The organism is Campylobacter devanensis (genome assembly GCF_002139915.1).
GTDB lineage: Bacteria > Campylobacterota > Campylobacteria > Campylobacterales > Campylobacteraceae > Campylobacter > Campylobacter devanensis.
Genome location: NZ_CP018788.1, coordinates 1,336,059 through 1,361,680, shown reverse-complemented (window position 1 = coordinate 1,361,680; position 25,622 = coordinate 1,336,059). Strand labels below are relative to the sequence as shown.

Annotated in this window: 29 protein-coding genes and 2 pseudogenes; 16 read left to right on the top strand and 15 right to left on the bottom strand. The window is 33.4% G+C overall.

What is annotated here, in order from left to right; translation table 11 throughout:
* Window positions 1-72 precede the first annotated feature (72 nt).
* The 6 genes and pseudogenes from CIGN_RS06845 (at window position 73) to CIGN_RS06820 (ending at window position 4,795) form a co-directional block, all read left to right on the top strand.
* Complete coding sequence (locus CIGN_RS06845; protein WP_086302913.1) at window positions 73-1,005, top strand: aspartate carbamoyltransferase catalytic subunit; 933 nt, start codon at window positions 73-75, stop codon at window positions 1,003-1,005.
* On the top strand, window positions 1,005-2,285 hold the full coding sequence (locus CIGN_RS06840) for a dihydroorotase (RefSeq protein WP_086228428.1): 1,281 nt from the start codon (window positions 1,005-1,007) through the stop codon (window positions 2,283-2,285). Before CIGN_RS06845 ends, CIGN_RS06840 begins: the two co-directional genes overlap by 1 nt.
* Window positions 2,285-2,710, top strand: coding sequence for a type II secretion system protein (locus CIGN_RS08460; protein ID WP_086226815.1), 426 nt, complete (start codon window positions 2,285-2,287; stop codon window positions 2,708-2,710). The genes CIGN_RS06840 and CIGN_RS08460 overlap by 1 nt, the downstream gene beginning before the upstream one ends.
* A gap of 20 nt (window positions 2,711-2,730) precedes the next feature.
* Window positions 2,731-2,946, top strand: coding sequence for an AAC(3) family N-acetyltransferase (locus CIGN_RS06830; protein WP_086302911.1), 216 nt, complete (start codon window positions 2,731-2,733; stop codon window positions 2,944-2,946).
* A 158-nt stretch (window positions 2,947-3,104) separates the two neighbouring features.
* Window positions 3,105-3,296: a hypothetical protein gene (locus CIGN_RS06825; RefSeq protein WP_086302909.1), complete on the top strand. Its 192-nt coding sequence runs from the start codon at window positions 3,105-3,107 to the stop codon at window positions 3,294-3,296.
* An 18-nt stretch (window positions 3,297-3,314) separates the two neighbouring features.
* Window positions 3,315-4,795: pseudogene (locus CIGN_RS06820) on the top strand (amino acid adenylation domain-containing protein).
* Window positions 4,796-4,926: 131 nt separating this feature from the next.
* Here the strand turns inward: CIGN_RS06820 and CIGN_RS08530 are convergent.
* The 15 genes and pseudogenes from CIGN_RS08530 to CIGN_RS06750 form a co-directional block, all read right to left on the bottom strand.
* Window positions 4,927-5,586 carry a methyl-accepting chemotaxis protein gene (locus tag CIGN_RS08530; protein ID WP_236844809.1) on the bottom strand — a complete coding sequence of 220 codons (660 nt, stop codon included), beginning with the start codon at window positions 5,584-5,586 and terminating at the stop codon, window positions 4,927-4,929.
* Window positions 5,587-6,048: 462 nt separating this feature from the next.
* A pseudogene (locus tag CIGN_RS08525) lies at window positions 6,049-6,855 on the bottom strand (nitrate- and nitrite sensing domain-containing protein); the annotation flags it as partial.
* Between the two features lie 298 nt (window positions 6,856-7,153).
* The gene (locus CIGN_RS06810) at window positions 7,154-7,888 is read right to left on the bottom strand and encodes an oxidoreductase (protein ID WP_086302906.1); all 735 of its coding nucleotides are present in this window, start codon (window positions 7,886-7,888) and stop codon (window positions 7,154-7,156) included.
* On the bottom strand, window positions 7,881-8,579 hold the full coding sequence (locus CIGN_RS06805) for an acylneuraminate cytidylyltransferase family protein (RefSeq protein WP_086225031.1): 699 nt from the start codon (window positions 8,577-8,579) through the stop codon (window positions 7,881-7,883). Before CIGN_RS06805 ends, CIGN_RS06810 begins: the two co-directional genes overlap by 8 nt.
* The gene (locus CIGN_RS06800; RefSeq protein ID WP_086302904.1) at window positions 8,576-9,469 is read right to left on the bottom strand and encodes a Gfo/Idh/MocA family protein; all 894 of its coding nucleotides are present in this window, start codon (window positions 9,467-9,469) and stop codon (window positions 8,576-8,578) included. The genes CIGN_RS06805 and CIGN_RS06800 overlap by 4 nt, the downstream gene beginning before the upstream one ends.
* Window positions 9,466-10,503: a nucleotidyltransferase family protein gene (locus CIGN_RS06795; protein WP_086244879.1), complete on the bottom strand. Its 1,038-nt coding sequence runs from the start codon at window positions 10,501-10,503 to the stop codon at window positions 9,466-9,468. The genes CIGN_RS06800 and CIGN_RS06795 overlap by 4 nt, the downstream gene beginning before the upstream one ends.
* 41 nt (window positions 10,504-10,544) lie before the next feature.
* A complete protein-coding gene (gene neuC, locus CIGN_RS06790; RefSeq protein WP_086302902.1) occupies window positions 10,545-11,693 on the bottom strand; it encodes a UDP-N-acetylglucosamine 2-epimerase in 1,149 nt (382 codons plus the stop codon).
* Complete coding sequence (gene neuB, locus CIGN_RS06785; protein WP_086302900.1) at window positions 11,690-12,688, bottom strand: N-acetylneuraminate synthase; 999 nt, start codon at window positions 12,686-12,688, stop codon at window positions 11,690-11,692. Before neuB ends, neuC begins: the two co-directional genes overlap by 4 nt.
* A 3-nt stretch (window positions 12,689-12,691) precedes the next feature.
* A complete protein-coding gene (gene pseI, locus CIGN_RS06780; RefSeq protein ID WP_086225036.1) occupies window positions 12,692-13,699 on the bottom strand; it encodes a pseudaminic acid synthase in 1,008 nt (335 codons plus the stop codon).
* Window positions 13,700-13,831: 132 nt separating this feature from the next.
* Window positions 13,832-14,503 carry a TonB family protein gene (locus CIGN_RS06775; protein ID WP_086302898.1) on the bottom strand — a complete coding sequence of 224 codons (672 nt, stop codon included), beginning with the start codon at window positions 14,501-14,503 and terminating at the stop codon, window positions 13,832-13,834.
* On the bottom strand, window positions 14,500-14,886 hold the full coding sequence (gene exbD, locus CIGN_RS06770; protein WP_086302896.1) for a TonB system transport protein ExbD: 387 nt from the start codon (window positions 14,884-14,886) through the stop codon (window positions 14,500-14,502). The genes CIGN_RS06775 and exbD overlap by 4 nt, the downstream gene beginning before the upstream one ends.
* A 9-nt stretch (window positions 14,887-14,895) precedes the next feature.
* Window positions 14,896-15,309: a TonB-system energizer ExbB gene (gene exbB / locus CIGN_RS06765; RefSeq protein ID WP_086302894.1), complete on the bottom strand. Its 414-nt coding sequence runs from the start codon at window positions 15,307-15,309 to the stop codon at window positions 14,896-14,898.
* Window positions 15,310-15,656: 347 nt separating this feature from the next.
* Window positions 15,657-16,442, bottom strand: a complete 786-nt coding sequence (locus CIGN_RS06760; protein ID WP_086302892.1) for a sugar phosphate isomerase/epimerase family protein — start codon at window positions 16,440-16,442, stop codon at window positions 15,657-15,659.
* Complete coding sequence (gene pseF, locus CIGN_RS06755) at window positions 16,432-17,103, bottom strand: pseudaminic acid cytidylyltransferase (RefSeq protein ID WP_181892533.1); 672 nt, start codon at window positions 17,101-17,103, stop codon at window positions 16,432-16,434. The genes CIGN_RS06760 and pseF overlap by 11 nt, the downstream gene beginning before the upstream one ends.
* Complete coding sequence (locus CIGN_RS06750; protein ID WP_086302888.1) at window positions 17,103-17,843, bottom strand: thioredoxin domain-containing protein; 741 nt, start codon at window positions 17,841-17,843, stop codon at window positions 17,103-17,105. Before CIGN_RS06750 ends, pseF begins: the two co-directional genes overlap by 1 nt.
* Window positions 17,844-18,251: 408 nt before the next feature.
* Between CIGN_RS06750 and CIGN_RS06745 the strand changes: the two genes are divergently transcribed.
* The 10 genes from CIGN_RS06745 (at window position 18,252) to CIGN_RS06700 (ending at window position 25,616) form a co-directional block, all read left to right on the top strand.
* Window positions 18,252-19,280, top strand: a complete 1,029-nt coding sequence (locus tag CIGN_RS06745) for a cytochrome-c peroxidase (protein ID WP_086302886.1) — start codon at window positions 18,252-18,254, stop codon at window positions 19,278-19,280.
* A gap of 183 nt (window positions 19,281-19,463) precedes the next feature.
* The gene (rplU, locus tag CIGN_RS06740; RefSeq protein ID WP_086225044.1) at window positions 19,464-19,772 is read left to right on the top strand and encodes a 50S ribosomal protein L21; all 309 of its coding nucleotides are present in this window, start codon (window positions 19,464-19,466) and stop codon (window positions 19,770-19,772) included.
* Between the two features lie 12 nt (window positions 19,773-19,784).
* Window positions 19,785-20,042, top strand: a complete 258-nt coding sequence (gene rpmA, locus CIGN_RS06735) for a 50S ribosomal protein L27 (protein WP_038455086.1) — start codon at window positions 19,785-19,787, stop codon at window positions 20,040-20,042.
* Window positions 20,043-20,116: 74 nt separating this feature from the next.
* Complete coding sequence (gene obgE / locus CIGN_RS06730) at window positions 20,117-21,157, top strand: GTPase ObgE (protein WP_086302884.1); 1,041 nt, start codon at window positions 20,117-20,119, stop codon at window positions 21,155-21,157.
* Window positions 21,158-21,225: 68 nt separating this feature from the next.
* Entirely contained in the window at window positions 21,226-21,990 is a 765-nt protein-coding gene (gene proB / locus CIGN_RS06725) for a glutamate 5-kinase (protein WP_086302882.1), read from the top strand.
* Complete coding sequence (gene fmt, locus CIGN_RS06720) at window positions 21,987-22,901, top strand: methionyl-tRNA formyltransferase (RefSeq protein ID WP_086302880.1); 915 nt, start codon at window positions 21,987-21,989, stop codon at window positions 22,899-22,901. Before proB ends, fmt begins: the two co-directional genes overlap by 4 nt.
* Entirely contained in the window at window positions 22,879-23,514 is a 636-nt protein-coding gene (locus CIGN_RS06715; RefSeq protein WP_086302878.1) for a biotin--[acetyl-CoA-carboxylase] ligase, read from the top strand. The genes fmt and CIGN_RS06715 overlap by 23 nt, the downstream gene beginning before the upstream one ends.
* Window positions 23,511-24,293 carry a ParA family protein gene (locus CIGN_RS06710; protein ID WP_086225049.1) on the top strand — a complete coding sequence of 261 codons (783 nt, stop codon included), beginning with the start codon at window positions 23,511-23,513 and terminating at the stop codon, window positions 24,291-24,293. The genes CIGN_RS06715 and CIGN_RS06710 overlap by 4 nt, the downstream gene beginning before the upstream one ends.
* 1 nt (window position 24,294) lies before the next feature.
* On the top strand, window positions 24,295-25,131 hold the full coding sequence (locus CIGN_RS06705) for a ParB/RepB/Spo0J family partition protein (protein ID WP_086225050.1): 837 nt from the start codon (window positions 24,295-24,297) through the stop codon (window positions 25,129-25,131).
* A 62-nt stretch (window positions 25,132-25,193) separates the two neighbouring features.
* Window positions 25,194-25,616, top strand: coding sequence for a FoF1 ATP synthase subunit B' (locus tag CIGN_RS06700; protein ID WP_086225051.1), 423 nt, complete (start codon window positions 25,194-25,196; stop codon window positions 25,614-25,616).
* Window positions 25,617-25,622: the final 6 nt, after the last annotated feature.

Below are 25,622 nucleotides of genomic sequence, written 5' to 3'. Positions count from 1 at the left end.
ATAAAATTTCAAAATTAAATCTACCATTAAGCCAAATCTAGATAAAATATCGTATTAAAAAAAGGGGCAAAAATGGCATACTCCAAAAAGGATCTCATCTCTACAAAAGATCTTACCACCGAGGATATATATCAAATTTTAAACCTAGCTAAAGATTATAAAAATCTAAATTTACAAAATGAGAAAAAGTCTCCACTTCTAAAAGGCGTAACGGTTGTAAATTCATTTTTCGAAAACTCCACTAGAACTCGCACAAGCTTTGAAATTGCGGCCAAAAGGCTATCTAGCGATGCTATAAATTTCACTGCTAGTAACTCAAGCACCAATAAAGGCGAAACCCTAATAGATACAATCAAAAATATAGAATCTATGCAAACAGATATCTTTATAATGCGTCATAGTAGTTCAGGTGCAGCACAATTTGTCGCTTCTCGCACTCCTAGCTGTGTGATAAATGCAGGAGATGGTTGCAATGAGCATCCTACTCAAGCGTTATTAGATCTCTTTACAATACATGAAAAATTTGGCTCATTTAATAATCTTACAGTTTCAATCATTGGTGATATAGCTCACTCTAGGGTAGCTAGATCAAATATCTATGCTATGCAAACATTAGGTATAAAAGTTAAGCTATTTGGCCCACCCCAAATGATGCAATATACTAAGGTGTTTGGTTGTGAAATTTGCAAAGATATGGATGAGGCAGTAAGTGGAAGCGATGCTATTATAATGCTTAGAATTCAGCTAGAAAGAAGCGATGATGAGACTCCATTTCCAAGCATTAGAGAGTATTGCAGATATTTTGGACTAAGCAAAACTAGAATGCAAAAAGCAAAAGAAAATGTAATAATCCTCCATCCAGGACCAATCAATCGTGGCGTAGAGTTAAATAGCGATGTAGCTGATGACCCACGCATATCTACAATCTTATCACAAGTAGAAAATGGCGTAGCTGTGCGTATGGCTATATTAGATATAGTTTATAAAAATCTAAAAGGGCTATAATGAAAACTTTAATAAAAAATGGAACAATAATCAATGCCAACGAGAGTAAAAAAGCAAATATATTAATACAAGATGATAAAATTATCTCTATTACCACAGATGAGCCATCTGCTGATATAGTAATAGATGCTAATGGCAAATTAGTTATGCCAGGATTAATTGATATCCATGTGCATTTTAGAGATCCAGGGTTTGAGTATAAAGATGATATTATTACTGGATCGCAAACTGCAGTAGCTGGTGGAGTAACTGCTTGTTGTCCAATGGCAAATACAAATCCTGTTAATGATAATGCTACAATAACTAGAGATATGATAGAAAAGGCTAAAAAACGAGGCCTAATAGATTTAATGCCAATTGGCGCTATAACCAAAGGAATGAAAGGCGGTGGAATTACTGAGATGGGCGAGATGAGCGAGGCTGGATGCGTGGCATTTAGCGATGATGGATTGCCTGTTAGCTCTAGCGATGTTATGAGAGCTGCGCTTGAGTATTCAGCGTTTCACGGCTCATTTATCATAAATCACTCTCAAGACTGCTCACTATGTAGAAATGGCCACATGAATGAAGGTCTAATGTCTATGAAACTAGGTATAAAAGGTATGCCAAGAGAACAAGAAGAGATAATGATAAGTCGTGATATGCTATTAGCTAAACTCACAGGTGGCCATATCCATATAGCTCATGTTAGTAGTGCATGGAGTTTAAAACTAATAGAAACAGCTAAAAAAGAGGGAATAAATATCACTTGTGAAGTCTGCCCGCACCACTTTACTTTTGATGAAAGTGAGCTAGAAAACTACGATACAAATTACAAAATGTCTCCACCACTTCGCACCAAAGCTGATGTAGAGGCTATGAGAGATGGATTAAAAAATGGCGTGATAGATATCATCTGTACTGACCACGCTCCACATCATAATGATGAAAAACAAAGAGAATTTGATAAGGCTCCATTTGGAATTTTAGGCCTTCAAACGCTCATTCCACTTACTTTAAATTTAGTTAGAGATGGGGTGATAAGCTTAAATAAGATGGTAGAGCTAACTAGCCTAAATCCAGCTAAACTACTAAAACTAAACGATAGAGGAGTTATCGCTGAGGGTTATTTGGCCGACATTACAATTGTCGATCCTGATTTTGAATATCTCTACGATGAAAAGCTAAACAAATCTAAATCACAAAACTCACCACTTCTAGGTAAAAAACTAAAAGGTGCTGCAATCAAAACTATAAAATCTGGAAGATTAGTATATGATTTTCCAAATGTGGTAGCGTGATGAGAAGCGCATTTACAATGATTGAGCTAGTCTTTGTCATTGTGGTGCTTGGCATTTTAGCTAGTATCGCAGTACCTAGGCTAGTTGCTACTAAGGATGATGCAAGTGCTGTAACATCAGCTACTTTACTAAAAGATACCATCGTCCAGCTTACTGCATATTACACTATAAATGGCAAACTACCAGCTGGTGAATTAAAATCTCAAAGCAATCTAGAAAATCTCGCTCCAACATATAAAAAATCACTAGATAAAAACGAAGCTTGGACAAGTTGCCTAAATATCACGCTCGCAAGCGATACTATTAGTGTTGATGATGCTAGTAATTCAAGCGAGCCATTATGCAAAACTTTAGTTAAAATCCCAGCTGTTAAAGAGTGGATAGATAATGATATCACCCTAAGCAGTAGCGGAATATTTAATTAATTTTTACTATTAAAAGGTAAATTTGCTTATTATCTGGATCGACTGGAGCGTTAGCTAACTGGATATTAAAAAACCGCCCTGAATTTGGCCGTACAGCTCATCCGATTTATTCATTAATGGTTTGGGGCAAGGATGCTAAAATGCTTGCTAATCTTAATAATATCGATGCCTTTGAGAGTTACTCGCCATTTGGTTATATGTATAAATTTGATGCGAAAATGGCCTTTTTAATGTAGTAATCAATATGGGAATTACATTTGCACATTATGTAGAAGAGCCTCGCAAGTGCCATATCGCTATTTTAAGCCTTTTACGGCTGGATATATTGATGCTAATGGCGTAGAGACTAAGAGAACTTATGTGATGTATGTTCGTGCTGCTGGGGTAAAAAAATATGCTAAATAGCTTTTATGAAAGTATTTTAAAGGAAGTTAAATTTGATAGTTATTATATCAAGCTGCTTGGTTCTTGTGATACTTTTAGAATTACAGCTAATGATTTATTAAATAATGGCGGTAAAAATCTTTATACATTTATTGATTATGAACTTGATTGGAATAAAGGGGTGTTTGTTAGTGAAAAATAAGATATTTAAGGTAGCGTGATGATTAGCAATATTTATGAATTTCTAGATAAAAGTGTAGCAAAATATCCAAATAAAACACTATTTGTAAGCGGTAAGAATTGTATTAATTATCTTGAATTTAGCCATAAAAGTAGCGCTTTGGCTAGCAAGATTTTAGAATTTGGGTTAAATAAAAGCCAGTTTTAATAATTTTGCCAAAATCCATCGAAGCGCTTATAGCGATGTTTGGCATAGCTAGAAGTGGAAATTTTTATAGTATTATAGATGAGAAAATGCCATTTGAGCGAGTGCAAAAAATTATAAATATTTTAAAACCTGCACTTATTATTACAGCAAGGGATTTGGGTGCTAATAATTATGATATTCCAATGATTTATAGCGATGAATTTGATAGCTTTGAGTTAAATTTATCACTGCTTAGTAGAGTTGAGATTATTGATACTGACTTGCTTTATGTGCTATTTACTAGCGGAAGCACAGGTGAGCCAAAAGGTTTGAGTATCAGCCATAAAAGTGTGATTGATTATATATTTTGGGTTAGTAAAACCTTTGATGTTGGAAGTGATGAAATATTGGTAAATCAAGCACCATTTTATTTTGATAACTCAATTTTAGATATCTTTACTACAGTTAGATGCGGAGCGACTTTACATCTTTTATCTACTTTTGAATTTGCCTTTCCAGCTAAGGTAGTGGAGTATTTAAAAACTCACGGTGTTACGATGATATTTTGGGTTCCTAGCGTGTTAATATACTTTGCTAATACAAGAGCGTTAGAACATCAAGAACTAAAAACACTTAAAAAGGTGCTATTTTGTGGTGAGATAATGCCAAATCGTCAGTTAAATATCTGGAGAAAAGCCTTGCCAAATGCACTTTATGCTAATTTATATGGGCCAACTGAGATAACTGATGTATGCTGCTACTATGTGTGTGATAGAGAATTTGGTGATGATGAGCTACTACCAATTGGCAAAGCGTGTAAAAATACACAAATTTTACTTTTTGATGAAGATAATAACCTTATTACTCAGCCATTTATCAAAGGTGAATTATGCGTGCGTGGTAGTAGTCTTAGCCTTGGTTATTATGGCGATAGGACTAAGAGTGCGCAGGTATTTATCCAAAATCCACTTCATAATAACTTCTACGACCCAATTTATAAAACTGGCGATATTGCAGCTTATAATGAGTATAATGAGTTAATCTGTTATGGCAGGCTAGATTCTCAAATCAAGCTAAATGGTCATAGGATTGAGCTAGGTGAGATAGAAGCGGCATTAAATTCACATCCGCAAATCAAGCGTTCAGCGTGTAAATTTACTTGTGAGAAAATTGTAGCGTTTTATGAAGCTAGTAGAGATATAGATAAGATTAGAGAGTTTTTAAGTAAAAAAATTCAAGAGTATATGATCCCAAAAATATTTATAAGATTGGATAAATTTACTCTAAATGCTAATGGCAAAATCGATAGAAAGGCGCTTGATGATAAGCTTTGAGGGTATTATAGTAATTGGTAAAGGATAAGGCGATTTAATAAAAATATCTATTTATTAAATCGCCTTATTTATGCTTATTCTTGCAATGACTAAAAGCTTAGCCATTGCAGCAAATACTATTAACCAAGCTATTAAAACTTAAATTCGCTAATTTTATCCCTTAAATCCTCAGCTTTATGCTCTAGTGTATCAGAAACTGAGCTAATTTTATCCATTGAATTTGAGATATTTTGTAGCCTATCATTTAATGTTTTATTATTACTTAGTAGGTTATTGGTTTTATCATTTAACTCTTTTGAACTAGCCATTGCTTGGGTAGCTAGGGCGATGACATGATCAATGTTATCATTTGCTGTTTGGATTGTATTTTGAATATTTTGCGCTTCATCGACAAATGTTGTAAAATCTCTTGAGGTTTGTGTGATTTTTGAGCTTACATCATCAATTGACTTAGTAATAGCATTGATAGTTATATCAATCTCATCTAAAGATTTGCCAGTTCTTTCAGCTAGCTGTCTAACCTCATCAGCAACAACTGCAAACCCTCTACCATGTTCGCCTGCTCTTGCTGCTTCGATGGCGGCATTAAGTGCAAGAAGGTTGGTTTGATCAGCAATATCTGATATAGTTGTTAGAATATTCTTAACATTTTGAGCATCATTATTTAGCATTGAGATATTAGTTAATAGCTCTTGTTGGCGACTTGCATCAAGCGTTACTAGCTCAGAGAATTCAGATATAACGCTAGAGGTTGAGCTTAGTTCATTTTTAGCTGTGATGATATTGTTCATTGTATCATTGCTTTTTAAAGCATTATCGCTTAGGCTATCTTCTACGCTATGACCGATTATTTGTGAATCTTTTGATAGTTTAAAGCCCTCTTGAGTATCATTTTGAATTACTTTTGACTCGTTTAGTAAGTCATTTGCAATTTGTAGATTTTGCTGAATTTGTCCATCAAGCTGACCAAATAGCTGTCTAATAACTTTTAAAAATCCTTCTATTTGTTCATAGATTAGCCCAATCTCATCTTTGCCTTTGTTTAGAACATTGTTTGGTCTAATATCTTTTGTTTTTTGGACATACACTAGATAGTTTAGGATTTTAGCAATTCTACTATTAATATTATGGATTATAATGTAGCTAAATCCAAATGTAGCAATAAACGCAAAGGCTAAAATTCCAATTGAGAAAACAAGCACATTAATATTGCTTTGTCTTATCTGGTCTATGTCTTGAATCAATCTAGCTGCTAGTCTATCTTCTATCTGTTTTAAGATATCAATTTTTTTGGTAATAGTAGCAAACCAGTATGTACCACTAGTCTCAAATCCGCCAGTAAATGCATTTTTCATCGCCACAGCTCTCATACGCTCAACTTCTTGAAAATCTTTGTTTCCACTAGTTATATTGTTGTAATTGATTAGCTCCTCAGGGTCTACATATTTTTTAAACTCTTCTGTATATAGGTTTTGAGCTACAACTAATGCGATAAATTTGTTATAAATTCCATCGCCGAATTTATCAGCTGAGAATGTATTTGATAAGACTGCTCTTTCTTGACCGGCATTTTCTTTAGCATTTATAAAGCTCACAAATGCAGTTAAAGAGCGGATTATTTTGTAGTTGTTTGAGATATTAGAGATTACTACTATATTATTGATTAGTTTTGAGATAGTATTTGTATAGTATCCTAAAACATCTCCTACTTTAACGCTAAAATTATCTACACCTCTTCTTATAGATTGGATATTATTTAGCGCATTTATTGTATCTTTTATAGAGTCCCTAAGCTCAACTGGATATGCATCTATTTCAAATTTAGATAGATTTTCATTAAGCTTATTTATCTCTTTATCGCTTAGTTGGCGTTGATTTAGTAAAATTTTTTTAAAATCTTCACTTTTACTACCTAGATATCCTGATGATGAACCTCTTTCTTTTTGTAGTTCATGTATTACAAGTGAAATTTGAGATGAGAGCAAGATTCCATCTTCAAGTAATTGAGTGCGTTTATAGGTATCATACTCTTTATTGATGAGATTGCCAGCTATGATCATAGCGACGATGAGCGGAATGACGATGAGAATAAGCATCTTATTCTTAATCTTGAAATTGTCGAATATCGACATATTTTATCCTTTCAAAATATGAATTAATTCGTCTGATATTTTACTATTAATAAATTATTTTTAGATTAAAAGTTGGAATTTAAGATTAAAAAATTTATTTTTATGAGAGAATTTGGAGTTTGATTGTATTATTATATAATTATTATTGATAGTTAGTATCACTTGGCTTTGATGCTGCTTAGATTTTGGCATAGATTACTACGCCAAAATTTTTACTCTACTAAGATTATAAGCAAAATCCATCATCTACAATTATATTTTGTCCATTAATAAACTGGCTATAATCGCTAAGTAAAAATATTAAAGCCCCGCAGATATCATCTGGGTCTAACATACCTTTATTTAGACAGACATCTTTGTATTGACTTAGAAATATCTCATTTTGGTTATCTAGTATTCCACCTGGACTTATGCAATTGACTCTAATATTATTCCCTTTTAGATATTTAGCTAGGTAGCGACTTAGATGAATAACTCCAGATTTAATAGCGCTATAGGCTACTGGAGAACTCATCTGTGTATTTTTATAGGTTTGAAATTTAGGTGCTACTACGCCTTGAATAGATGAGAGTGTGATTATATTGCCATATCCTTGTGATTTAAAAAATTTAGCAAATCTTTGCATAACCAAAAATGCTCCACCAAGTTGAAGATTGGTATTAGTGCAAAAATCCTCATACTCTACATCAAAAAAGTGGTTAGAAAAGTTTTTTGTTCTTGGATAGGCAGAATTTACTACAGCGTCTATTTTGCCATATTTTTGACTGGTTAATTCTATTAGATTATCAAGTGAGCTTTTATTAGTTATATCAGTATGGATAAACTCACAATCTAGTTTTGTGTTTGGCTGATTTATATCTGCGTTGATTACTGTAGCGTGATTTTGCATAGCTGATTTTACAAAAGCTTTGCCGATTAATCCTGAACCGCCAATTATTATAACTACTTTATCTTTAAGCATTTTTACTCCTTAAAATATGCTCTACTATCATAAAATCAAGCTCATCATCTATATCAATGCTGCGATTTGCAGGCATTACATATAGTCCAGTTTTAGGTAAAAACAAGGTATCGTTATTTAATAAAACTAAAGATTTCCATATATAAATTGAAGCGTTCATATCATATGTAGCTGGAGCATCTTGACGGCGTAAAATTTGATTTGGTAGAGTTTTGCTAAGATTTATCTTGCCATCTATTTTTTCTATTAGATTAAAGTATGGACTTCTACGACTTGGCGTAGCAGTAATAAGAATATCATTATCATCTTGTATAAACTGCTCAAAAGCCATATTAATATCGCTAGATAGACGCAAAGGAGATGTAGCATCAAGGTCTATAATATAATCAAATTTATGTTTATAATACTCTTGACTTTTTAGTAAGGCATCACGGATTACAGCTAGTTTGCCAGCAGTATCACTAGCTAAAGCGCTATCTCGTTTAAAAAAGACCTCCGCTCCATATTTTTGCGCTGTAGAGGCTATCTCATCGCTATCAGTACTAATTACAATATGCTTAAATAAACCGCACTCTTTGGCTTGATTTATAGTGTGAGCAATGAGTGGAAGACCAGCAATTGGGCGGATATTTTTATTTTTTACACCTTTGCTACCGCCTCTAGCGCAAATGGTACATAGTATATTGCTCATATATTTTCCTTTTGAATTTGATCTATTAGTCGCATTGTATCCATAGCTTGAGAAAATGTACATATATGATTTTGCATATTTAAAGCATCTATATGCATCGCTTTGAAAGTATCGTTTCTTTGTAAATTTGGTTTTTGTATTTGAGTGATTTTTCCATCTTGATCTACTATTTTAAGTATATTTGCGATGAGGTCAAGATGATAGGTATTATTATTTGTCTCAATTAAAATTTGACGATATGGTGTTTTACTTAGATAATTTAGGCTGATATTTATTAAAGTCTTATTGCATTTAGCTAAAATCATACAAATATCATCGCTAGTGATATTTAAATTTGATACTTTGGCTTGATAAGATTTAATCAATTCTAATTTAGAATCGCATAAAAAGCTAAGATAATCAATCTCATGACTAAGATCTAACAAAACGCCTCCGCCAAGCTCCTTTTTAGCGCTATAAGAGCTAGTATATTTTCGTTTTCGCCATGATGGCAAATATTGACCACAGCGAGCTTCAATAGTTAAAATATCGCTTGGATTTAGCATATTTTTTAGCTCTAAAATTAGTGGATGAAAACGCAGATTATACCCAATAAAAATCTTATTGTTTGGATTAAAATCTCTAAATTTATCAAATAATGGCTTTTCGCAAAGTATTATTTTATTACAGGCATTTAAATCAATATAGCTTAAATGTTTAAAATGCAAATATGTAGGCGAGGCAATGATAAAGTAATCAAACTGATTTATATCTACTGTTTCAAGCTCTTTATAACATTTTATATCAATAATTTTTTGTGATGAAATGGCACTAATATCAAATCCTAATGAGCGCAAAACATCAGCGTGGCGGCGACCAATTGACCCCATAGAAAGTATAAGCGCTCTCATGAGAAAATCTCACTATAAAGCTCATTTGCTAGGTTATACTCTTCGATTCTGCCTATATCTAGCCACTCTTCATTAATTAGATAAGCTTTTGGATTTTGATTCTTAGTAGCTAAAGAGTTAAAAAGATCTGGCATATCTAGATACTCATTTTTTGGAATAAAATTTAGGATTTGTGGGTTTAACATATAGATTCCAGCACTTACATGGAATTTTTGGCGTGGCTTTTCAGTGATAGATTTGATAGTATTATCATCTAAATTTACCACTCCATATGGCACTTGCATCTCATATTCTCGCACACACATTGTAGCAACAGATTTGTGAGCTGTATGATAGTCGTGAAGTTTAGTAAAATCAGTATTTGTTAGCAGGTCGCCATTCATTACAAAAAAATCATCTTTTGGTGGATTTATCAAGCTTAGCGCCCCAGCTGTACCAAGGCGTTTATCTTCAAAAACATAGTTTATGTTTACACCAAATTTCTTTCCATCGCCAAAGTAGTTTGTAATAATCTCAGCCTTGTAATTGACACAAATAGTAAAATCGCTATACCCATTTGCAAGAAAGCTTTCTATGATTGTTTGTAGAATTGGTTTTGGACCTACATGAAGCATTGGCTTTGGAATTTGATTAGTTAGCGGGCGAAGCCTTGTGCCTAATCCGCCAGCCATTAATATAACCTGGTTTGGTTTTTTAAAGTTTGGTTCATAAATATTAACAATAGCAGTTGCGATATCATTTTCATCGATAATTGGAATGTAGCGTATATTTTTAGCTTTGGCTTTAGCAATGATATCTGGAGAGACATGCAACGAGTGCGAAACTATAGGCGTGCGATAGTATAGGGATTCAATACTTTGAGTTAGCTCCATTGAGCTTAATAATCCTCGCCTAATATCACCATCACTAATTGTACCTAAAAGTTTGCCATCGCTATTTACAACTAGCGCCATTTGGAGTGCGCCACTATCGATTATTTTAAGAGCCTCTTTTATACTGCTAGTTGGGCTTAGCTTTAGAGAGTTTATATTCATATTATGGCCTTTTTGGGGTAGAACCCCCCCCCAATTTAAAGTCATACCAAATCCTTAAATCTTTTGACTGTGATATCTTTTAAATTTATATTTTTTAGAACTTTGATTATGGTTTTACTAGGCTTTGAGTTGCCATATGGATTTTGTTTTTTCTGGATTATTTTTTGAAATTTTGGACTATAGGCAAGTTTTATTGCTTTTAAAATTTGCGCCTTTATAGGCTTGACATCTATGATGCTTGGTGCTTTTAGTCTGCCATCTTGTCTTGGGCCTATATTTATGGTTGCAACTCCCATACTAGGGGCTTCTAAAAGTCCGCTAGAGCTATTACCTAAAATTATATCTACATGCTTAAGTGCGCTTAGGTATCTTAGGCTTCCAAGGGAGGCAAAGGCGATACAATTAGGGCGAGATTTGACATATTCATCTATCATTTTATTTATAGCTATTCCACCAGCATCACTATTAGCTTTTGTAAAAATTATATTTGTATCTTTTAGTTCATTTAGTGCTTTTAAAATCTCTTTAAAATCTTTTTTATTATCTGTTTGAGTAGTAAGTGGATGGTAGGTTACTAGGATATTTTTTTTATTTAGATTAAATTTAATTGAGTCTTGAAATTTGGCTTTATTTAATAGCTTTAGCCTTTTTATATTTTCAATTCCCATACCGCCAACATTAAAGATAAATTTAGGATCTTCGCCTAATTGAGCTACTCTTTTAGCATACTCTTTATTTGCAGTAAAATGGATATGCGACATCTTTGTAATGCTATGCCTAAATGACTCATCAATAGCTCCAGCGCTGAGTTCTCCGCCGTGAATGTGAGCTATTGGAATACCTAATACTAGGGCCGCAGATGCTGCGCAAAATATCTCATATCTATCGCCTAAAACCACAACAATATCAGGAGCTAGTTCGCTTAAGGCTTTGCCAATCTCGCTAGTAGCTACTCCCATAGATTTGCATACACCAAGAGCATCATTGGCAAAATTTAAAATATCAACCTTTTTATTGATATTAAACTCATCTTGAATTTGTAAATATGTATTGCCAAAATCGCTTCGCAAATGACTACCTGTTACAATTAATTGAAGTTGCAGACTTTTGCTAATGCTAAGCTCTTTAATCAGCCAATAAAGTAGACCATATTCAGCTCTTGATCCAGTTATTACGCATATTTTTCTCATATTATCTCATCTTTTTTATAATTTTTTTGTGCTGGAGTTCCTATTATTTCATCCCATTTCATTGGGCTAATTCCTGCTGGCGTGGTACGTTTTGTCGTGATATTATCATCGGTAAAAATTTCACCTTTTTTAATATCAAATTTAGCTACAATAGACTTTCTAGCAATGTTTATATTTTTTATCTCGCTTGGGCTTGGGCTTTTGATTCCATCGCCTAGGGCTAGCTCAATTGCTCGAATTCCAGCTACCATTTGAGCTAATTCGTTTGGTTCTAAACTAGCCTTGTGATCTGGGCCTGGCTGGGTCTTATCTAGGGTAAAGTGCTTTTCAATCACACTTGCCCCAAGTGCAACCGCTGCAATTGGCACAGCAATTCCTAATGTGTGATCACTATATCCAAATTTAACTCCAAATTCAGCCCCAATACTAACCATTGCTTTTAAATTAACATCGCAAAAAGGTGTAGGATATTCAGTATTTGCATGCAAAATCGTGATATCTTCTAGTGCTACATTGGTATTAAGAATATTAAAAGCATCCCAAATCTCAGCCATTGTAGCCATTCCAGTTGATAAAATTATTGGTTTTTTAAATTTAGCAATAGTACGAAGTAGCGGTAGATTTGTTAGTTCGCCACTTGGGATTTTAAATTTGCTCAGACCAAGCTCAAAAAGTAAATTTGCTGAATCAATATCAAATGGAGTAGATAAAAACTCAATTCCAATATTTTTGGTATGCTCTATTAGTTTAGTATAGGATTTAATACTTAGCTCAAGGGCCTTTAGCATCTCATATTGGCTTTGTTTAGAATCTGTAGTTTGTTTTTGATAGGTTGCCTTTAAAGCAGTTTTACTAGCTAAATTTTCAGCTTTAAAGGTTTGAAATTTAACAGCATCAGCACCGGCCTTTTTAGCTTCATCTATTAATTTTTTAGCTGTGTTTAAATCTCCATTGTGATTTACTCCAGCTTCTGCTATTATATAGACTTTTTGCATAGCTTACTCAAAGTCGCTAAGTTCTAAAGGCTTAGCAAATTTAAGATCTTTTGTAGCTTTTTTGCCAATGGCTTGTTCATAATATCGTGGGTGAAGACCTTGAGCTGGGCGAATAGAGCGGATATTTTCAGGGGTTAAAATTTCTCCTTTTTTAATATCTTTTGTTACAAAAAGCGATCTAGCATATTTACGATTTTGCTCGCTAAAGCTATAATCAACCTTACCAAGGGCTTTATATGCATTTTTAACCGCTTGAGCCATTGCGCTAAATTCATCTTTGTTTAGCGAAAATCCGCTATCTTCTCCACCTAAGGCTCTATCAAGAGTAAAGTGCTTTTCAATCACACTAGCTCCAAGAGCCACAGCAGTGATTGGTACTTCTAAGCTCATTGAGTGATCGCTTAGCCCAACCTTTACACCAAGTGGAGCAAATCTAGCCATCATATCAGAGATAGTTGCAATATTCATATCTTCTATTTGAGCTGGGTAGTTAGATGTACATTTTAGGATTGTAATATCGTGATTACCAACACTTTTGCATGCGTCAATTGCCTCGTAAATTTCATCAATTGTGCTAACTCCAGTAGATATTATCATTGGCTTTTTATGCTTTGCAGCATATCGAATAAGTGGATAATCCATCGCTTCAAAAGAGGCTATTTTATAGCGACTGACATTGATGCTTTCTAAAAAATCAACTGCGCTAAAATCAAACGGTGTGCTAAAAAACTCAATCCCAATCTCATCAGCATAAGCTTTTAAATCAGCCTGCCATTGCCACGGCGTGTAGGCCTTTTGGTATAATTCATAAAGGCTTTGTCCAGCCCAAAGTCCATCATCTCTAGTCATAAATATCTCATCACGGCAATCAATCGTAATAGTATCTGCTGTATATGTTTGAACTTTAATAGCATCAGCACCACACTCTTTGGCAGCTTTGATAATTTTAAATGCTAAATCTTTATCCCCGCAGTGATTAGCCGACATCTCAGCTATAACAAATGGATTCATGATAACTCCAAATTTGATTTTATAGATTGTATCTAAAAAAGGTCAAAATATAGCTACAAATGTAGAAATTTAATCCAAATTTTAATCCAAATTCAAATCGCCCAAAGACAAGATGAGCAAATTTAGTAGTTTTTAGTTTATTTTATAAACTAACGGGATTTGAATTTGAACGGTCTTATCGTGTTTTGGAAAACTTTTAGCCGCTGCTGTTATTGTAGCTAGTGCAGCTTCATTTAGAGCTTTGTGCTGGGAAGATTTTAGAATTTTTAACCCTTTTAACTCCATATCTTTTGTCCATATAAACTCAACTAATACATTGCCTTGTTGTCTTAGTCTTTTAGCGGTGCGTGGGTATATGTGATTATCATTTATAGCTGATTTTATCGCTGCTAAAAATGGATCTGGTGTAGCGCTAGTTATATTATATGTTTGTATTTGTTCTACTGGCTTAGTTTGTGCTACTGGAGTGGTTTGTGTTGCTTGTGTAATTTGTTCTATTTTTTTAGCCGGTTTAGATTCTATAGGCATTGGTTTTGGAGTTGGAGTTGGCTTTGGTTTGACTGGAGTTGGTTTTGGGGTTTTGATTGGTTCGATTTTTTGAACTTGTTTTGGTGTCTCAAATTTAGGTGTTTGCACTGGAGCTGGTTTTGGAATTTGGACTATCTGATTTAGGCTAATGCTTTGTGTAGTGATAGCTGGAACGATTGGTTTTAATGCATTTAGACCAAACCAAATAAATGGAATAAATAGCATACTAGTTAAGCAAAATGATTGGGTTTTGCTTGAGTAAATTGCTCGCATCATCGTGTTTTCTCCGTAATGATTGAGAAATTTTGGTGATTATTGACCTTTAAAATATCAATAATTTTGACAAAGCTATCAAATTTAGCACCTTTGTCGCTTTTTAATTCAACTACTGTTTGTTTTGGCGTAGCAGCAATTTTAACCTCAAGGTCGTTAATATCTATGATAGTATCGTTGAGATAAAAGTTATCATTTTGGTCGATTATGATGGTTAGCTTTTCTTTGAATTCTAGCGGTTGAGCTGAGCTAGCATTTGGAAGATCTACTTTGATTTGTCCACTAGCAATAAATGTAGAAATGCTAAGCACCATAGCCAAAACAACAAGCATAATATCTATAAATGGGATTATATTTAACCCTTCGTTTTTAGGTAATTTTATCAAGATTATATCCTATTTTTTATATCTGCTTGATATGAGATTTACAGCACGAAATAGATAGTTATAAGCTATTAGACTTGGTATAGCAACTAATAGGCCAAGGGCTGTGGCCTTAAGCGCAAGTGAGAGGCCTAAAACTACACTTTTTACATCTATAGTAGCTGAAATACTCATATCATAAAAGCTAATCATAATACCAATAACAGTTCCTAAAAGTCCTACATATGGAGCGTTTGAGTAGATTATATATAGTGTTGTAAGATTATAGCTTAGAGCGTTATCAAGCTCGGTTTGGCTAGTGTAGCTGTTTATATCTACTTTGCGTAAGAACAACACTCTTTCTATCACGCACCAGCAGGCTATAAACGCCATAATTCCTAAGGTAGCAAATATAATATAATCTATATATTCTTTTAAAAATTCCATATAATTCTCCAAATCTTTTTGATAATTATACTCAATTTAACTTTAAATTAAGATTATAAAAATAGCATAAATTAGGAAATAAATTTGATATAAATTATTAAATATCTTTTTAATTTCATAATCTTAAGAATTATTATCATAGTTGAGATGTGATTTTGGAAAATTAGTACGGCATTAATAGCTAAATAATTTATTATAATTATTTTTATGTTTTTAAATTTACAATATTTAAATAATTTGATATATTATTAATTTAAGTGATAAATTTATATTTAGAGTTAAATTTGAGATTGAAATTTTAATCCCAAATTTAGCAATAAAATAAATTTATTAAAAATACTCTAAAATTACTTAGTATTTTTAATTAGCAATTTTAAAATTGAGCAATCCTTAGCAAAATCATCTAAATTATCTTTGCTATCTTTGATCGTCTCAATTGCTAAAAATTCCCCGCCGCACAAAAGCTTTAATACCCTTGCTAAATCAATACTCCCATCACCAAAATGCATATGTGCATCAAGTTTTGCGTTCTCATCGTTATCGCTTAGATGATAAATTCTAGGATTTAGCTCGTTTAATTTAGCAATATACTCATAAGGATTTAATCCTTGATAGTTTGCGCTACAAAGCGCATGTCCAGCATCAAGGCAAAATTCACATCCTACTTCGTCTAAAATTCGCTTAATACTCAAAAAATCTGCCCCTACGCAAAATGCGGTTCCATTGTCCATTGGTACGATATATGGTTTATTTTCGATAGCAAATTTTAGATTTTTTACCATTTTCATCTGTCGTACGCTCTCATTAATGCTTCCACCAATTCCAGGATGAAATACGGTATAAACGGCCTCTAGCTCGCCGCTATAGCGTTTTACTTGTTCGCATAATTCTAGATTATAACGCTGTTTATTAGGATTTGAAAAATCTAGCCCACTGCTAAAATGTGGCGCATGAATGGCAAATTTAACACCGCAATCTTTAGCTAAATTTTTCCACAAAGGTAGCATTTGTAAGCTATTAGGCACGGTATAAAGTTCTATATAATCATACTTGCCACACTCATAAAGTTCTTTAGCCGGTGCTATATAATTCTCATTTAAACTCCAAAGCTTTAGTCCAATTTTATAGCTCATTTTTTACCTTAAATTTAATCTCTGCCATCTTCCAATCATCCATTGTATCGATATCTTGCGCTACAGATTCATCTATTATATATGGAATTATATTTTTACCATTTAGCTTTGTGCCTTTGTAAAAGTAAAACATTCCTACATCATGATACATAGGCTCTAAATCTTGACTTCTTTTAGATGCATTTTGCGGCTCTCTATACTCTAAAAAACCATCTTTAATCCTAAAGGATCTTTGAATCGGAAAACTAAATTTAACAACAGGAGTAAGTCCATCAGCGCCACTTGATTTAAATTTATCATAAGCTAAGCGTAAAATCTCTCCATCTAAAAATGGCACGCACGGATAAACACAACAGACCACAGAAGGTTTAATTCCACGCTTTTGATACTGCTCTAAAACTTCAGTTAATACATCATTTGTAGTCGCATAATCATCTGAGTTTTTAGAAGATCTCATAAATGGTACATTTGCACCAAACTTTCTTGCTACAGTTGCGATTTCATCATCATCAGTTGAGACCATAATCTCATCGAAAATCCCTGAATCTTTGCACGCATCAATAGCGTATGCGATCATAGGCTTTCCCATAAATTCTTTAATATTTTTGCGTGGAATTCGTTTTGAACCACCACGAGCAGTAATAATAGCTAAAGCGTTCATTATAATCCTAGTGTTTTAGCATCAATTAGCATAGGCACACCACGTACAGCACCGGTGGTAAAGATTTTATCAACTTGGGCTTTAAACTTATCAATCTCTTCTTGGCTAATCATGTTAGGCTCTTTGGCATTTGGGTCAAAATATTTTCTTAGGATTTTTATTTTAGCGGTATCATTTTTAGCACTTTTTGCTTCGTTTAGTATCGCAATAGATTTTTTAATTGCAGGAATACCGTGGTTTGAGACTGGCGCTAGGATTATTTTTAAATTTGTGCTTTTTAGTTTAGCTTCAATTAGCTCTAAATCCTGGCGACAATATGGGCAATCTGGATCTGTAAATAGATATTTTGTCTCTTTGTTTTTATCATTGCCAATTGAGATTATATTATCTTTTGGTATTGATTTGATAAGTTCGCCTAGTTTTTTGGTTGCGTTTTCTATGGCGATTTTGGCTTGAGCGTTTTCAAAATTTGCTAGATAGCTGATTTTATTTTTAATATCAATCACATCAGGAAATATATAAGCCCCATCACTATAAAGTGCAATGTAAGCGCTATTTTCACCATCACTCATTTTGATTTTGATCTCTTCAAAATTTGTATTTGGTAGATTTTTGCGTGAGTCGATTGTGTATTTTAGCTCTTCATCGCCACCTTCAAAAACTTGTAAAATCTCAGCATCGCTAAGTGCGCCAAAAAGTAGGCTTGAACTAAGCAAAGAGCTTATAAAAATTTTTTTCATTATAATGTATCCTTGTTTAAAATGGCTAAGCTAAATTATATGGTTAAATTTTAAATAAAAATCAACAATTTTAAGGAAGGTTTTAAGAATTTATATTAAATTTTGGTATTTTAGTAGGATAAAATTTACCAATGGTAACATTATTACAATTTTATTTAATTTTTTTATTATAAATTTTTATTATAAATTTAGTTAAAGATATTTAAATGGTTGAGTCAACACTACCTTTTAAGGACTATTTTACCAATATAAAAAGATTAAATTTATCTTAATTAAAATAAGTAAAATTTATATTTAATAAAAATAATTAATACTTAAAGAGTATTTTTAGCTTAAATTCGCTATTTTTTATTTACTTTCAATTATTATATTTCTAATCGCAAACCAAATTTTGTAAGGAGTTTCATTATGAAAAGTAGATTACTTTTAAGTTCTGTATTAGTTGCTACATCTTTATTTGCTGCTAGTGATGCTGATCTTTTAAAAGCTGCTAAAGATGCTGGTTTAAAAGCACTTCCAACTACACAAGCTCAAGTAGATGAGATGCTAAAAGAGATAGGCGTAAAACCAAATAAATTTACAAAAGCAAAAGCCGAACTCGGTAAAAAACTATATTTTGAGCCAAGATTATCAAAAAGCGGTATAATCAGCTGTAATACATGCCACAATCTAGGTCTAGGTGGAACTGATGGTATCGCTGCTGCTGTAGGTCATAAATGGACGGTAAATCCGCATCATCTAAATAGCCCAACAGTCTATAACTCAGTGCTAAACACAACACAATTTTGGGATGGTCGTGCTATGACTTTAGTAGATCAAGCCAAAGGCCCAATCGAAGCTGAACCAGAGATGGCTACTCCAGCAGCACTTGCAGTAGAGAGAATAAGCTCACTTCCAGAGTATCAGGCTGAATTTAAAAAAATATATAAAGATGGTATTACATTTGACAATATCGCCGATGCGATCGCAAGTTTCGAAAGAACACTTCTTACTCCATCTAAATTTGATAAATTTATGAATGGCGACTTAAAAGCTCTAAACAAAGCTGAAAAACAAGGCCTACAAACTTTCATTGATAAAGGTTGTGTTACTTGCCACACAGGTGTAAATCTAGGTGGATCTATGCAAGCATTTGAAGTAGCAGGTAAATATAAATTTGCTAATATTGGCGACTTTAAAGGTGATGCAAATGGCATGGTCAAAACTCCAACTCTAAGAAATGTAGCAGAAACTGCTCCATACTTCCACAATGGCGCTATATGGAAACTTGATGAAGCTGTAAAAGAGATGGGAAGTGTCCAATTAGGTATCGAAATCAGCGATGCTGAAGCAAAAAGCATTATTAGCTTCTTAAATAGCCTAACAGGCGAAAAACCAAAAGTTGTATATCCACAATTCCCAGCAAGCACAGAAGCTACTCCAAAACCAGAGCTATAATCTCAAAGCCTACCAACTCGGTAGGCTAAATTCAAATTCACCCCCCCCTAAAAAATTTAGTCAAAATTTATAATAAATTTAGTATAATCACGCCTTAATATCCAAAATAGCTCCATAAATCTCTTTGATAAATTTCTATTTAAGAGTGCTTTTTGGTCTTACCAAATTTTAAAGGATAGTTTGATGTATGCGATTATCAAACATGGCTCAAAACAGTATAAAGTTAGCGAAGGTGACTTCCTAAATTTAGATCATTTTGAAGCCGAAGCAAAATCAATTGTTGAAATCACTGAGGTTTTAGCAGTTAATGATGGCAGTTTAAAGGTAGGTGCGCCGTTTGTGAGTGGTGCAAAAGTTGTTTTAGAAGTTATACGAGAAGGTAAAGACAAAAAAGTTGTTATCTACAAAAAACGCAGAAGAAAAGATTCAAAATTAAAACGCGGTTTTAGAAGAGAATACACTCGTGTAAAAGTTACAAGTATAAAAGCCTAAGGAGAGTAAGGTATGGCACACAAGAAAGGTCAGGGTTCAACCCAAAATAACCGTGATAGTATAGGTCGCCGCTTAGGTGTTAAAAAATTCGGCGGTGAGTTCGTAAGAGCCGGAAATATCATAATCCGCCAAAGAGGAACAGCAACTCACCCAGGCAACAATGTAGGTATGGGAAAAGATCATACTATATTTGCTTTGGTTGATGGTTTTGTGAAATTCGAAAGAAAAGATAAAGATAGAAAAAAAGTTTCTGTCTATCCAGCTGCATAATTTAAGCTCCGTAACGGGGCTTTCTCTTTAATTAATTTATTCTTTAAATAGCCTTTAGATAAAGGATATCCAAAATGTTTATAGATAGTGTAAGTTTTACTGTAAGTAGTGGCAAAGGTGGGCCAGGCTGTGCTAGTTTTCGCCGTGAAAAGCATGTTCCTCTAGGTGGGCCAGATGGCGGTGATGGCGGAAATGGCGGTGATGTATATTTTATAGTTGATAATAATACGCATACTTTAGCCAACTACAAAGGTAAAAGAGTTTTAAAAGCTGCAAATGGCGTACCAGGACTTCCAAGAAATATGACTGGTAAAAAGGGTGAGAACCTTGAATTAATTGTACCGCCAGGAACTGCTGTGTATGATAATGATAGTGGAGAGTTGCTACTAGACCTTACAACTGAAGGTCAAAAAGAGTTATTTTTACTTGGCGGTAAAGGCGGTCTTGGCAATATTCATTTTAAAACTAGCGTAAATCAAGTACCTTCAAAAGCGCAGCCAGGACTTCCAGGTGAGACTAAGAATATTAGACTTGAATTAAAGCTGATTGCCGATGTTGGTCTTGTTGGTTTTCCAAATGTTGGTAAATCTACCTTAATCTCAGCTGTATCAAATGCTAAACCACAAATTGCAAATTATGAATTTACTACGCTTACACCAAAGCTAGGATTGGTTGAAGTAGATCAATTCAATGGATTTGTGATGGCTGATATTCCAGGTATTATAGAAGGAGCTAGTGATGGCAAAGGGCTTGGAATTAAGTTTTTAAAACATATCGAAAGAACTAAAGTTTTGCTATATATGATAGATTTAGCAAACTATAGAAGCCTTGAAGAGCAGTTTGAAACTCTAAGATCTGAAGTTGAAAAATTCTCACCTTTACTTGCTAAACGAAGTTTTGCCATTGCTCTTACTAGAGCAGATGTGGCTGAGGATATTGATGAAAAAGTCCAAAATTTTATATCTAAATTTGGCTTTGAAACAAAACAAAGTGGATATAAAATTGATACTTCACTTCCATATTTTGTAATGCCAATTTCAAGCGTTAGCGGAGAAAATTTAAAAGAGCTCAAATTCGCTCTTTTAGAGATTTTAAAAGATGATACTACAGCCTAAAATTAGGTGATAAATTTAGATAAATTTAGATATAATTCTAGCCCTAAATAATTATAAAAAGGGCTAGAGTGAAACGCATAGTTATAAAAGTTGGCTCACATGTTTTAAGCGATGAGAATGCAATTAGTCAAAGTAGAATAGACAATCTTTGTAAATTTTTAAGTGATTTAAGCAATAAATTTGAAGTTATTTTAGTTAGTAGTGGAGCAATTAGCGCTGGTCAAGCCAAATTTGATCTACCAAGAACAAGTGTTATAAATAAGCAAATTTTATCTAGTCTTGGACAACCATATTTGATGGAAATCTACTCTAATACCTTATCAAAATATGGTAAAATGGCAGCTCAAATTTTGCTTACAGCAGGTGATTTTGACTCTAGAAAAATTACTAATCATGCTAAAAATGTAATTAATGGCTTGCTTGAAAATAAAATTCTACCAATTATAAATGAGAATGATTCTACAGGAATTAGCGAGATAGTTTATGGGGATAATGATAGATTATCAAGTGCGGTAGCGTACTATTTTGATGCTGATTTACTAGTTATATTAAGTGATATAGATGGTTATTATACAGCCGATCCAAGTTTAGATAAAACTGCTACAATAAGATCGGTAGTAACTAGTATCGATCAATCTGAATTAACTAAAAATTCGCAAACAGGCTCAAAGCATGGCACAGGTGGAATTACTACAAAGCTATTAGCGGCTGAATTTTTAATGCAAAATGGCAAAGATATGTTTTTAGCCAGCGGGTTTGATCTTAGTGTAGCAAGAGAGTTTTTGTTAAACTCAAACCAAATTGGCGGTACAATTTTTAAAGGTAAAAGATGAAAAATATAGTTTTTATGGGAACTCCAAGCTATGCTAGTAAAATTTTAGAAGAGATTTATAAGGCTAAATTTAATATTCTTGCTATCTATACTCAGCCTGATAAACCAGTAGGTAGAAGCCAAGCTCTTACCCCGCCAGATGTAAAAAAACTAGCCATAGATTTAGGACTTAATGATATAGTTTATCAGCCAAAATCTTTAAAAGAGAGCGGAGTTAAAGAGCATATTAAATCACTAAATCCTGATATTATTATAGTAGCAGCTTATGGACAGATTCTACCGCGTGAAATTTTAGATATTGCGCCTTGCGTGAATCTTCATGCATCTATTTTGCCAGCATATCGTGGTGCATCTCCTATACAATCGGCTATTTTAGATAAAAATAATTTAAGCGGAGTTACAGCTATGGCAATGAATGAAGGGCTTGATAGCGGTGATATTTTAGCATTTAGTATTCTTGATATTACCAATATGAACTCATATGAATTATTTGATAAGTTCAGCATAATGGCTGCAAATTTGACTATTAAAATACTAAATGAGTATGAAAATATCAATCCAATCAAGCAGTTTGATGCTCTTAGTTCAAAGTGTAAAAAGATAAAAAAAGATGATGGTCTAGTTGATTTTAGTGTTGATAGTGCTAGTCAAATTTGGATAAAATTTTTAGCATATTATGGATGGCCAGGGATTTTTACTAAAAATGGAATAAAAATTTTAGATATAGAAGTAGCAAATTTAAATGGTGGAATTGGTGAAATTTTATCCATTAATGATAATGGTTTTGTAGTTGGTGTAAATAATGGAAGTATTTTAATAAAAACACTACAAGCAGCTGGTAAAAAATCAGTTGATGCAAAAAGTTATTTAAATGGCAAAAGGCTAGGTGTTGGAGATAGAGTATATTTGTGAGTGTCAATCGACACAAACTAAACTAATTGAAGATATAAAATTATTTAAAAAATATCCCCCGTGTGCTATAGTGGCTGATTGTCAAAGTCATGGCATAGGAAGTAGAGCAAATAACTGGCAGAGCCCAAAAGGCAATTTATACTTAAGTTTTGCAATAGATGCCAAGGATTTGCCAAGCGACTTAGAGTCAGTATCTGCAAGCATATATTTTGCCTATATTTTAGTCTTGGCACTTAGAGAAAAGGGCTCAAAATTATGGCTAAAATGGCCAAATGATATTTATCTAGGAGAGCATAAAATTGCAGGTATCATTACAACAAAAATTAATAGCGTATATGTATGTGGAATAGGGCTAAATTTAAAAAGTGCTCCTAGCTTTGCTAGGTGCCTAGATATAGAGCTTAGTAGGGATTTTATACTAGATTTGTATTTTAAAAGTTTAAATGCCAAGCCGCAATGGAAGCAAATTTTTAGCAAATATTTGATAGAATTTGGATTGTCAAAGAATTTTTGTGTCCATATAGATGAGAAGCCAGTGAGCCTAAGCGGTGCTACATTGCAAAGCGATGGCTCGATAATAATAAATAATAAAAGGGTGTATTCAGCAAGATGAGTGAGGTTATAACCATTGCCAACCAAAAAGGTGGCGTAGGAAAGACTACTACAGCTGTCAATTTAGCAGCTTCGTTGGCTGTGGCTGAGAAGAGAGTTTTGCTACTTGATATTGATCCGCAAGCTAATGCGACGACTGGGCTAGGCTTTAAAAGAAGTGATTATGAATTTAATATCTATCATGTTTTAACTGGTAGAAAAAATATCAGCGAAATAATATTAAAAACAGAGCTGCAAATGCTTGATATTGCCCCATCAAATATTGGGCTAGTTGGTATTGAGCAGGAATTTAACGAGCAAAATCGTGACTATAAAAATATTTTAAAAAGCAAGCTAGCAACCATCCGTGATAGCTATGATTATATAATAATCGATAGCCCACCAACACTTGGAATTTTAACAATTAATGCACTAACTGCTAGTGATAGCGTTATTATTCCGATTCAATGCGAGTTTTATGCTATGGAGGGTTTAGCACAGATTTTTAACACTGTAAAAGTGATAAAAGAGACAACAAATCCAAAATTAGCTATCAAAGGATTCTTGCCTACGATGTATAGTTCGCAAAATAATCTCTCTAAAGAGACGGTTGCTGACTTGAAAAAACACTTTAGTAATAAGCTATTTAAGGCTGAAAACTGCGAAGATGGGTTTGTCATAATTCCTAGAAATGTTAAATTAGCTGAGAGTCCAAGCTTTGGTAAGCCAGTTATTTTATATGATATAAAATCTAGCGGCTCTTTAGCCTATCAAAAATTAGCTCACTCGATAATGGGGTAATATGGCACTTGGTAGAGGATTAGACTCCATCTTAGGTGATGTTGAGCAAGCATATAATAAGGAATTACACAAAGAGTTAGTAGCTGATATTGAAATTGATAGAATTGAGCCAAATCCGTTTCAGCCTAGACGAAATTTTAGCGATGAATCATTAAGAGAACTTAGTCAAAGTATCGAGCGTCACGGGCTAATTCAGCCAATTATTGTTATTAGAAAGGGTGATAATTTTACACTAATTGCTGGCGAAAGGCGTTTAAGGGCTACTAAACTTTTAGGAGAGGATAAAATCAAAGCAATCGTCGCAAATATCGGCGATAAAAATTTAAGAGAATTAGCACTAATTGAGAATATCCAAAGAGAGAATTTAAGCCCAATTGAACTAGCAAATGCATATCAAGAGCTAATTAATGAATATAAAATTACCCAAGAGGCTTTAGCGTCTATTGTTAAAAAAAGCAGAACGCAAATAACCAATACTCTAAGACTTTTAGGGCTTGATGAACATACTAAAGAGTTAATAGATGAGGGTAAAATTACTCAAGGTCATGCTAAGATTATGGTTGGTCTAAATAAAGATAATCAAAAACTAGTAGCTGATAGTATAATGGGGCAAAAGCTTAGCGTAAGAGATACTGAAAATTTAGTAAAAAGACTTAAAAATAGCAATCAAAGCAGACCAAGGATAGATTTTGAGGATAGAAAAAATTTAAATTTGCTTAAAGATTTAATTGAAGAACTTGGAATAAAATGTAAAATAAACGGGCAAAAAATTACTTTAAATTTAAATGATAGTAAAAAAATCGATAATATGATAAAAATAATTCAAAAAATTCAGTAGAATTTATTTTTTAATATTGTAAAATACTCGATTAGTTTAATGAAATTACATAAGGAGAACCGATGCTACAGATAGATCCGCCGTTGTTGCTGATTACATTAGTGATCTTTTTAGGGCTTATCTTTGTGCTAAATTCCATTCTCTACAAGCCATTGCTTGGTTTCATTGATGATAGAAATAAATCTATCAAAAATGATGAAGAGAGCGTTAGTAAAAATGCTAGCGATACTGGAAATTACGAAGCCCAAATAGAGAAGATCATAGGTGATGCTAGAGCTGAAGCTCAGGCTAAAAAGCATGCTGCTTTAAGTGAAGCTAAAGAGAGAGCAGCTACTAAAGTTGCTATCAAAAAAGAGAGTTTAGAAGCTGATTTTGACAGTTTTATGGCTGGACTTGCCGATAGAAAAGCTGAGTTAAAATCTAATTTAACCGCTAAAATTCCAGAATTAAAAAGTACCCTTGCTGGTTCTTTATCAAAAATGTAGGAGATT

What these genes read in the sequence shown, in the direction of transcription:
- CIGN_RS06845 (WP_086302913.1), top strand. Translation starts at nt 73, where the DNA reads ATGGCATACTCCAAAAAGGATCTCATCTCTACAAAAGATCTTACCACC.
- CIGN_RS06840 (WP_086228428.1), top strand. Translation starts at nt 1,005, where the DNA reads ATGAAAACTTTAATAAAAAATGGAACAATAATCAATGCCAACGAGAGT.
- CIGN_RS08460 (WP_086226815.1), top strand. Translation starts at nt 2,285, where the DNA reads ATGAGAAGCGCATTTACAATGATTGAGCTAGTCTTTGTCATTGTGGTG.
- CIGN_RS06825 (WP_086302909.1), top strand. Translation starts at nt 3,105, where the DNA reads ATGCTAAATAGCTTTTATGAAAGTATTTTAAAGGAAGTTAAATTTGAT.
- CIGN_RS08530 (WP_236844809.1), bottom strand. Translation starts at nt 5,586, where the DNA reads ATGAACAATATCATCACAGCTAAAAATGAACTAAGCTCAACCTCTAGC.
- CIGN_RS06810 (WP_086302906.1), bottom strand. Translation starts at nt 7,888, where the DNA reads ATGCTTAAAGATAAAGTAGTTATAATAATTGGCGGTTCAGGATTAATC.
- CIGN_RS06805 (WP_086225031.1), bottom strand. Translation starts at nt 8,579, where the DNA reads ATGAGCAATATACTATGTACCATTTGCGCTAGAGGCGGTAGCAAAGGT.
- CIGN_RS06800 (WP_086302904.1), bottom strand. Translation starts at nt 9,469, where the DNA reads ATGAGAGCGCTTATACTTTCTATGGGGTCAATTGGTCGCCGCCACGCT.
- CIGN_RS06795 (WP_086244879.1), bottom strand. Translation starts at nt 10,503, where the DNA reads ATGAATATAAACTCTCTAAAGCTAAGCCCAACTAGCAGTATAAAAGAG.
- neuC (WP_086302902.1), bottom strand. Translation starts at nt 11,693, where the DNA reads ATGAGAAAAATATGCGTAATAACTGGATCAAGAGCTGAATATGGTCTA.
- neuB (WP_086302900.1), bottom strand. Translation starts at nt 12,688, where the DNA reads ATGCAAAAAGTCTATATAATAGCAGAAGCTGGAGTAAATCACAATGGA.
- pseI (WP_086225036.1), bottom strand. Translation starts at nt 13,699, where the DNA reads ATGAATCCATTTGTTATAGCTGAGATGTCGGCTAATCACTGCGGGGAT.
- CIGN_RS06775 (WP_086302898.1), bottom strand. Translation starts at nt 14,503, where the DNA reads ATGATGCGAGCAATTTACTCAAGCAAAACCCAATCATTTTGCTTAACT.
- exbB (WP_086302894.1), bottom strand. Translation starts at nt 15,309, where the DNA reads ATGGAATTTTTAAAAGAATATATAGATTATATTATATTTGCTACCTTA.
- CIGN_RS06760 (WP_086302892.1), bottom strand. Translation starts at nt 16,442, where the DNA reads ATGAGCTATAAAATTGGACTAAAGCTTTGGAGTTTAAATGAGAATTAT.
- pseF (WP_181892533.1), bottom strand. Translation starts at nt 17,103, where the DNA reads ATGAACGCTTTAGCTATTATTACTGCTCGTGGTGGTTCAAAACGAATT.
- CIGN_RS06750 (WP_086302888.1), bottom strand. Translation starts at nt 17,843, where the DNA reads ATGAAAAAAATTTTTATAAGCTCTTTGCTTAGTTCAAGCCTACTTTTT.
- CIGN_RS06745 (WP_086302886.1), top strand. Translation starts at nt 18,252, where the DNA reads ATGAAAAGTAGATTACTTTTAAGTTCTGTATTAGTTGCTACATCTTTA.
- rplU (WP_086225044.1), top strand. Translation starts at nt 19,464, where the DNA reads ATGTATGCGATTATCAAACATGGCTCAAAACAGTATAAAGTTAGCGAA.
- rpmA (WP_038455086.1), top strand. Translation starts at nt 19,785, where the DNA reads ATGGCACACAAGAAAGGTCAGGGTTCAACCCAAAATAACCGTGATAGT.
- obgE (WP_086302884.1), top strand. Translation starts at nt 20,117, where the DNA reads ATGTTTATAGATAGTGTAAGTTTTACTGTAAGTAGTGGCAAAGGTGGG.
- fmt (WP_086302880.1), top strand. Translation starts at nt 21,987, where the DNA reads ATGAAAAATATAGTTTTTATGGGAACTCCAAGCTATGCTAGTAAAATT.
- CIGN_RS06710 (WP_086225049.1), top strand. Translation starts at nt 23,511, where the DNA reads ATGAGTGAGGTTATAACCATTGCCAACCAAAAAGGTGGCGTAGGAAAG.
- CIGN_RS06705 (WP_086225050.1), top strand. Translation starts at nt 24,295, where the DNA reads ATGGCACTTGGTAGAGGATTAGACTCCATCTTAGGTGATGTTGAGCAA.
- CIGN_RS06700 (WP_086225051.1), top strand. Translation starts at nt 25,194, where the DNA reads ATGCTACAGATAGATCCGCCGTTGTTGCTGATTACATTAGTGATCTTT.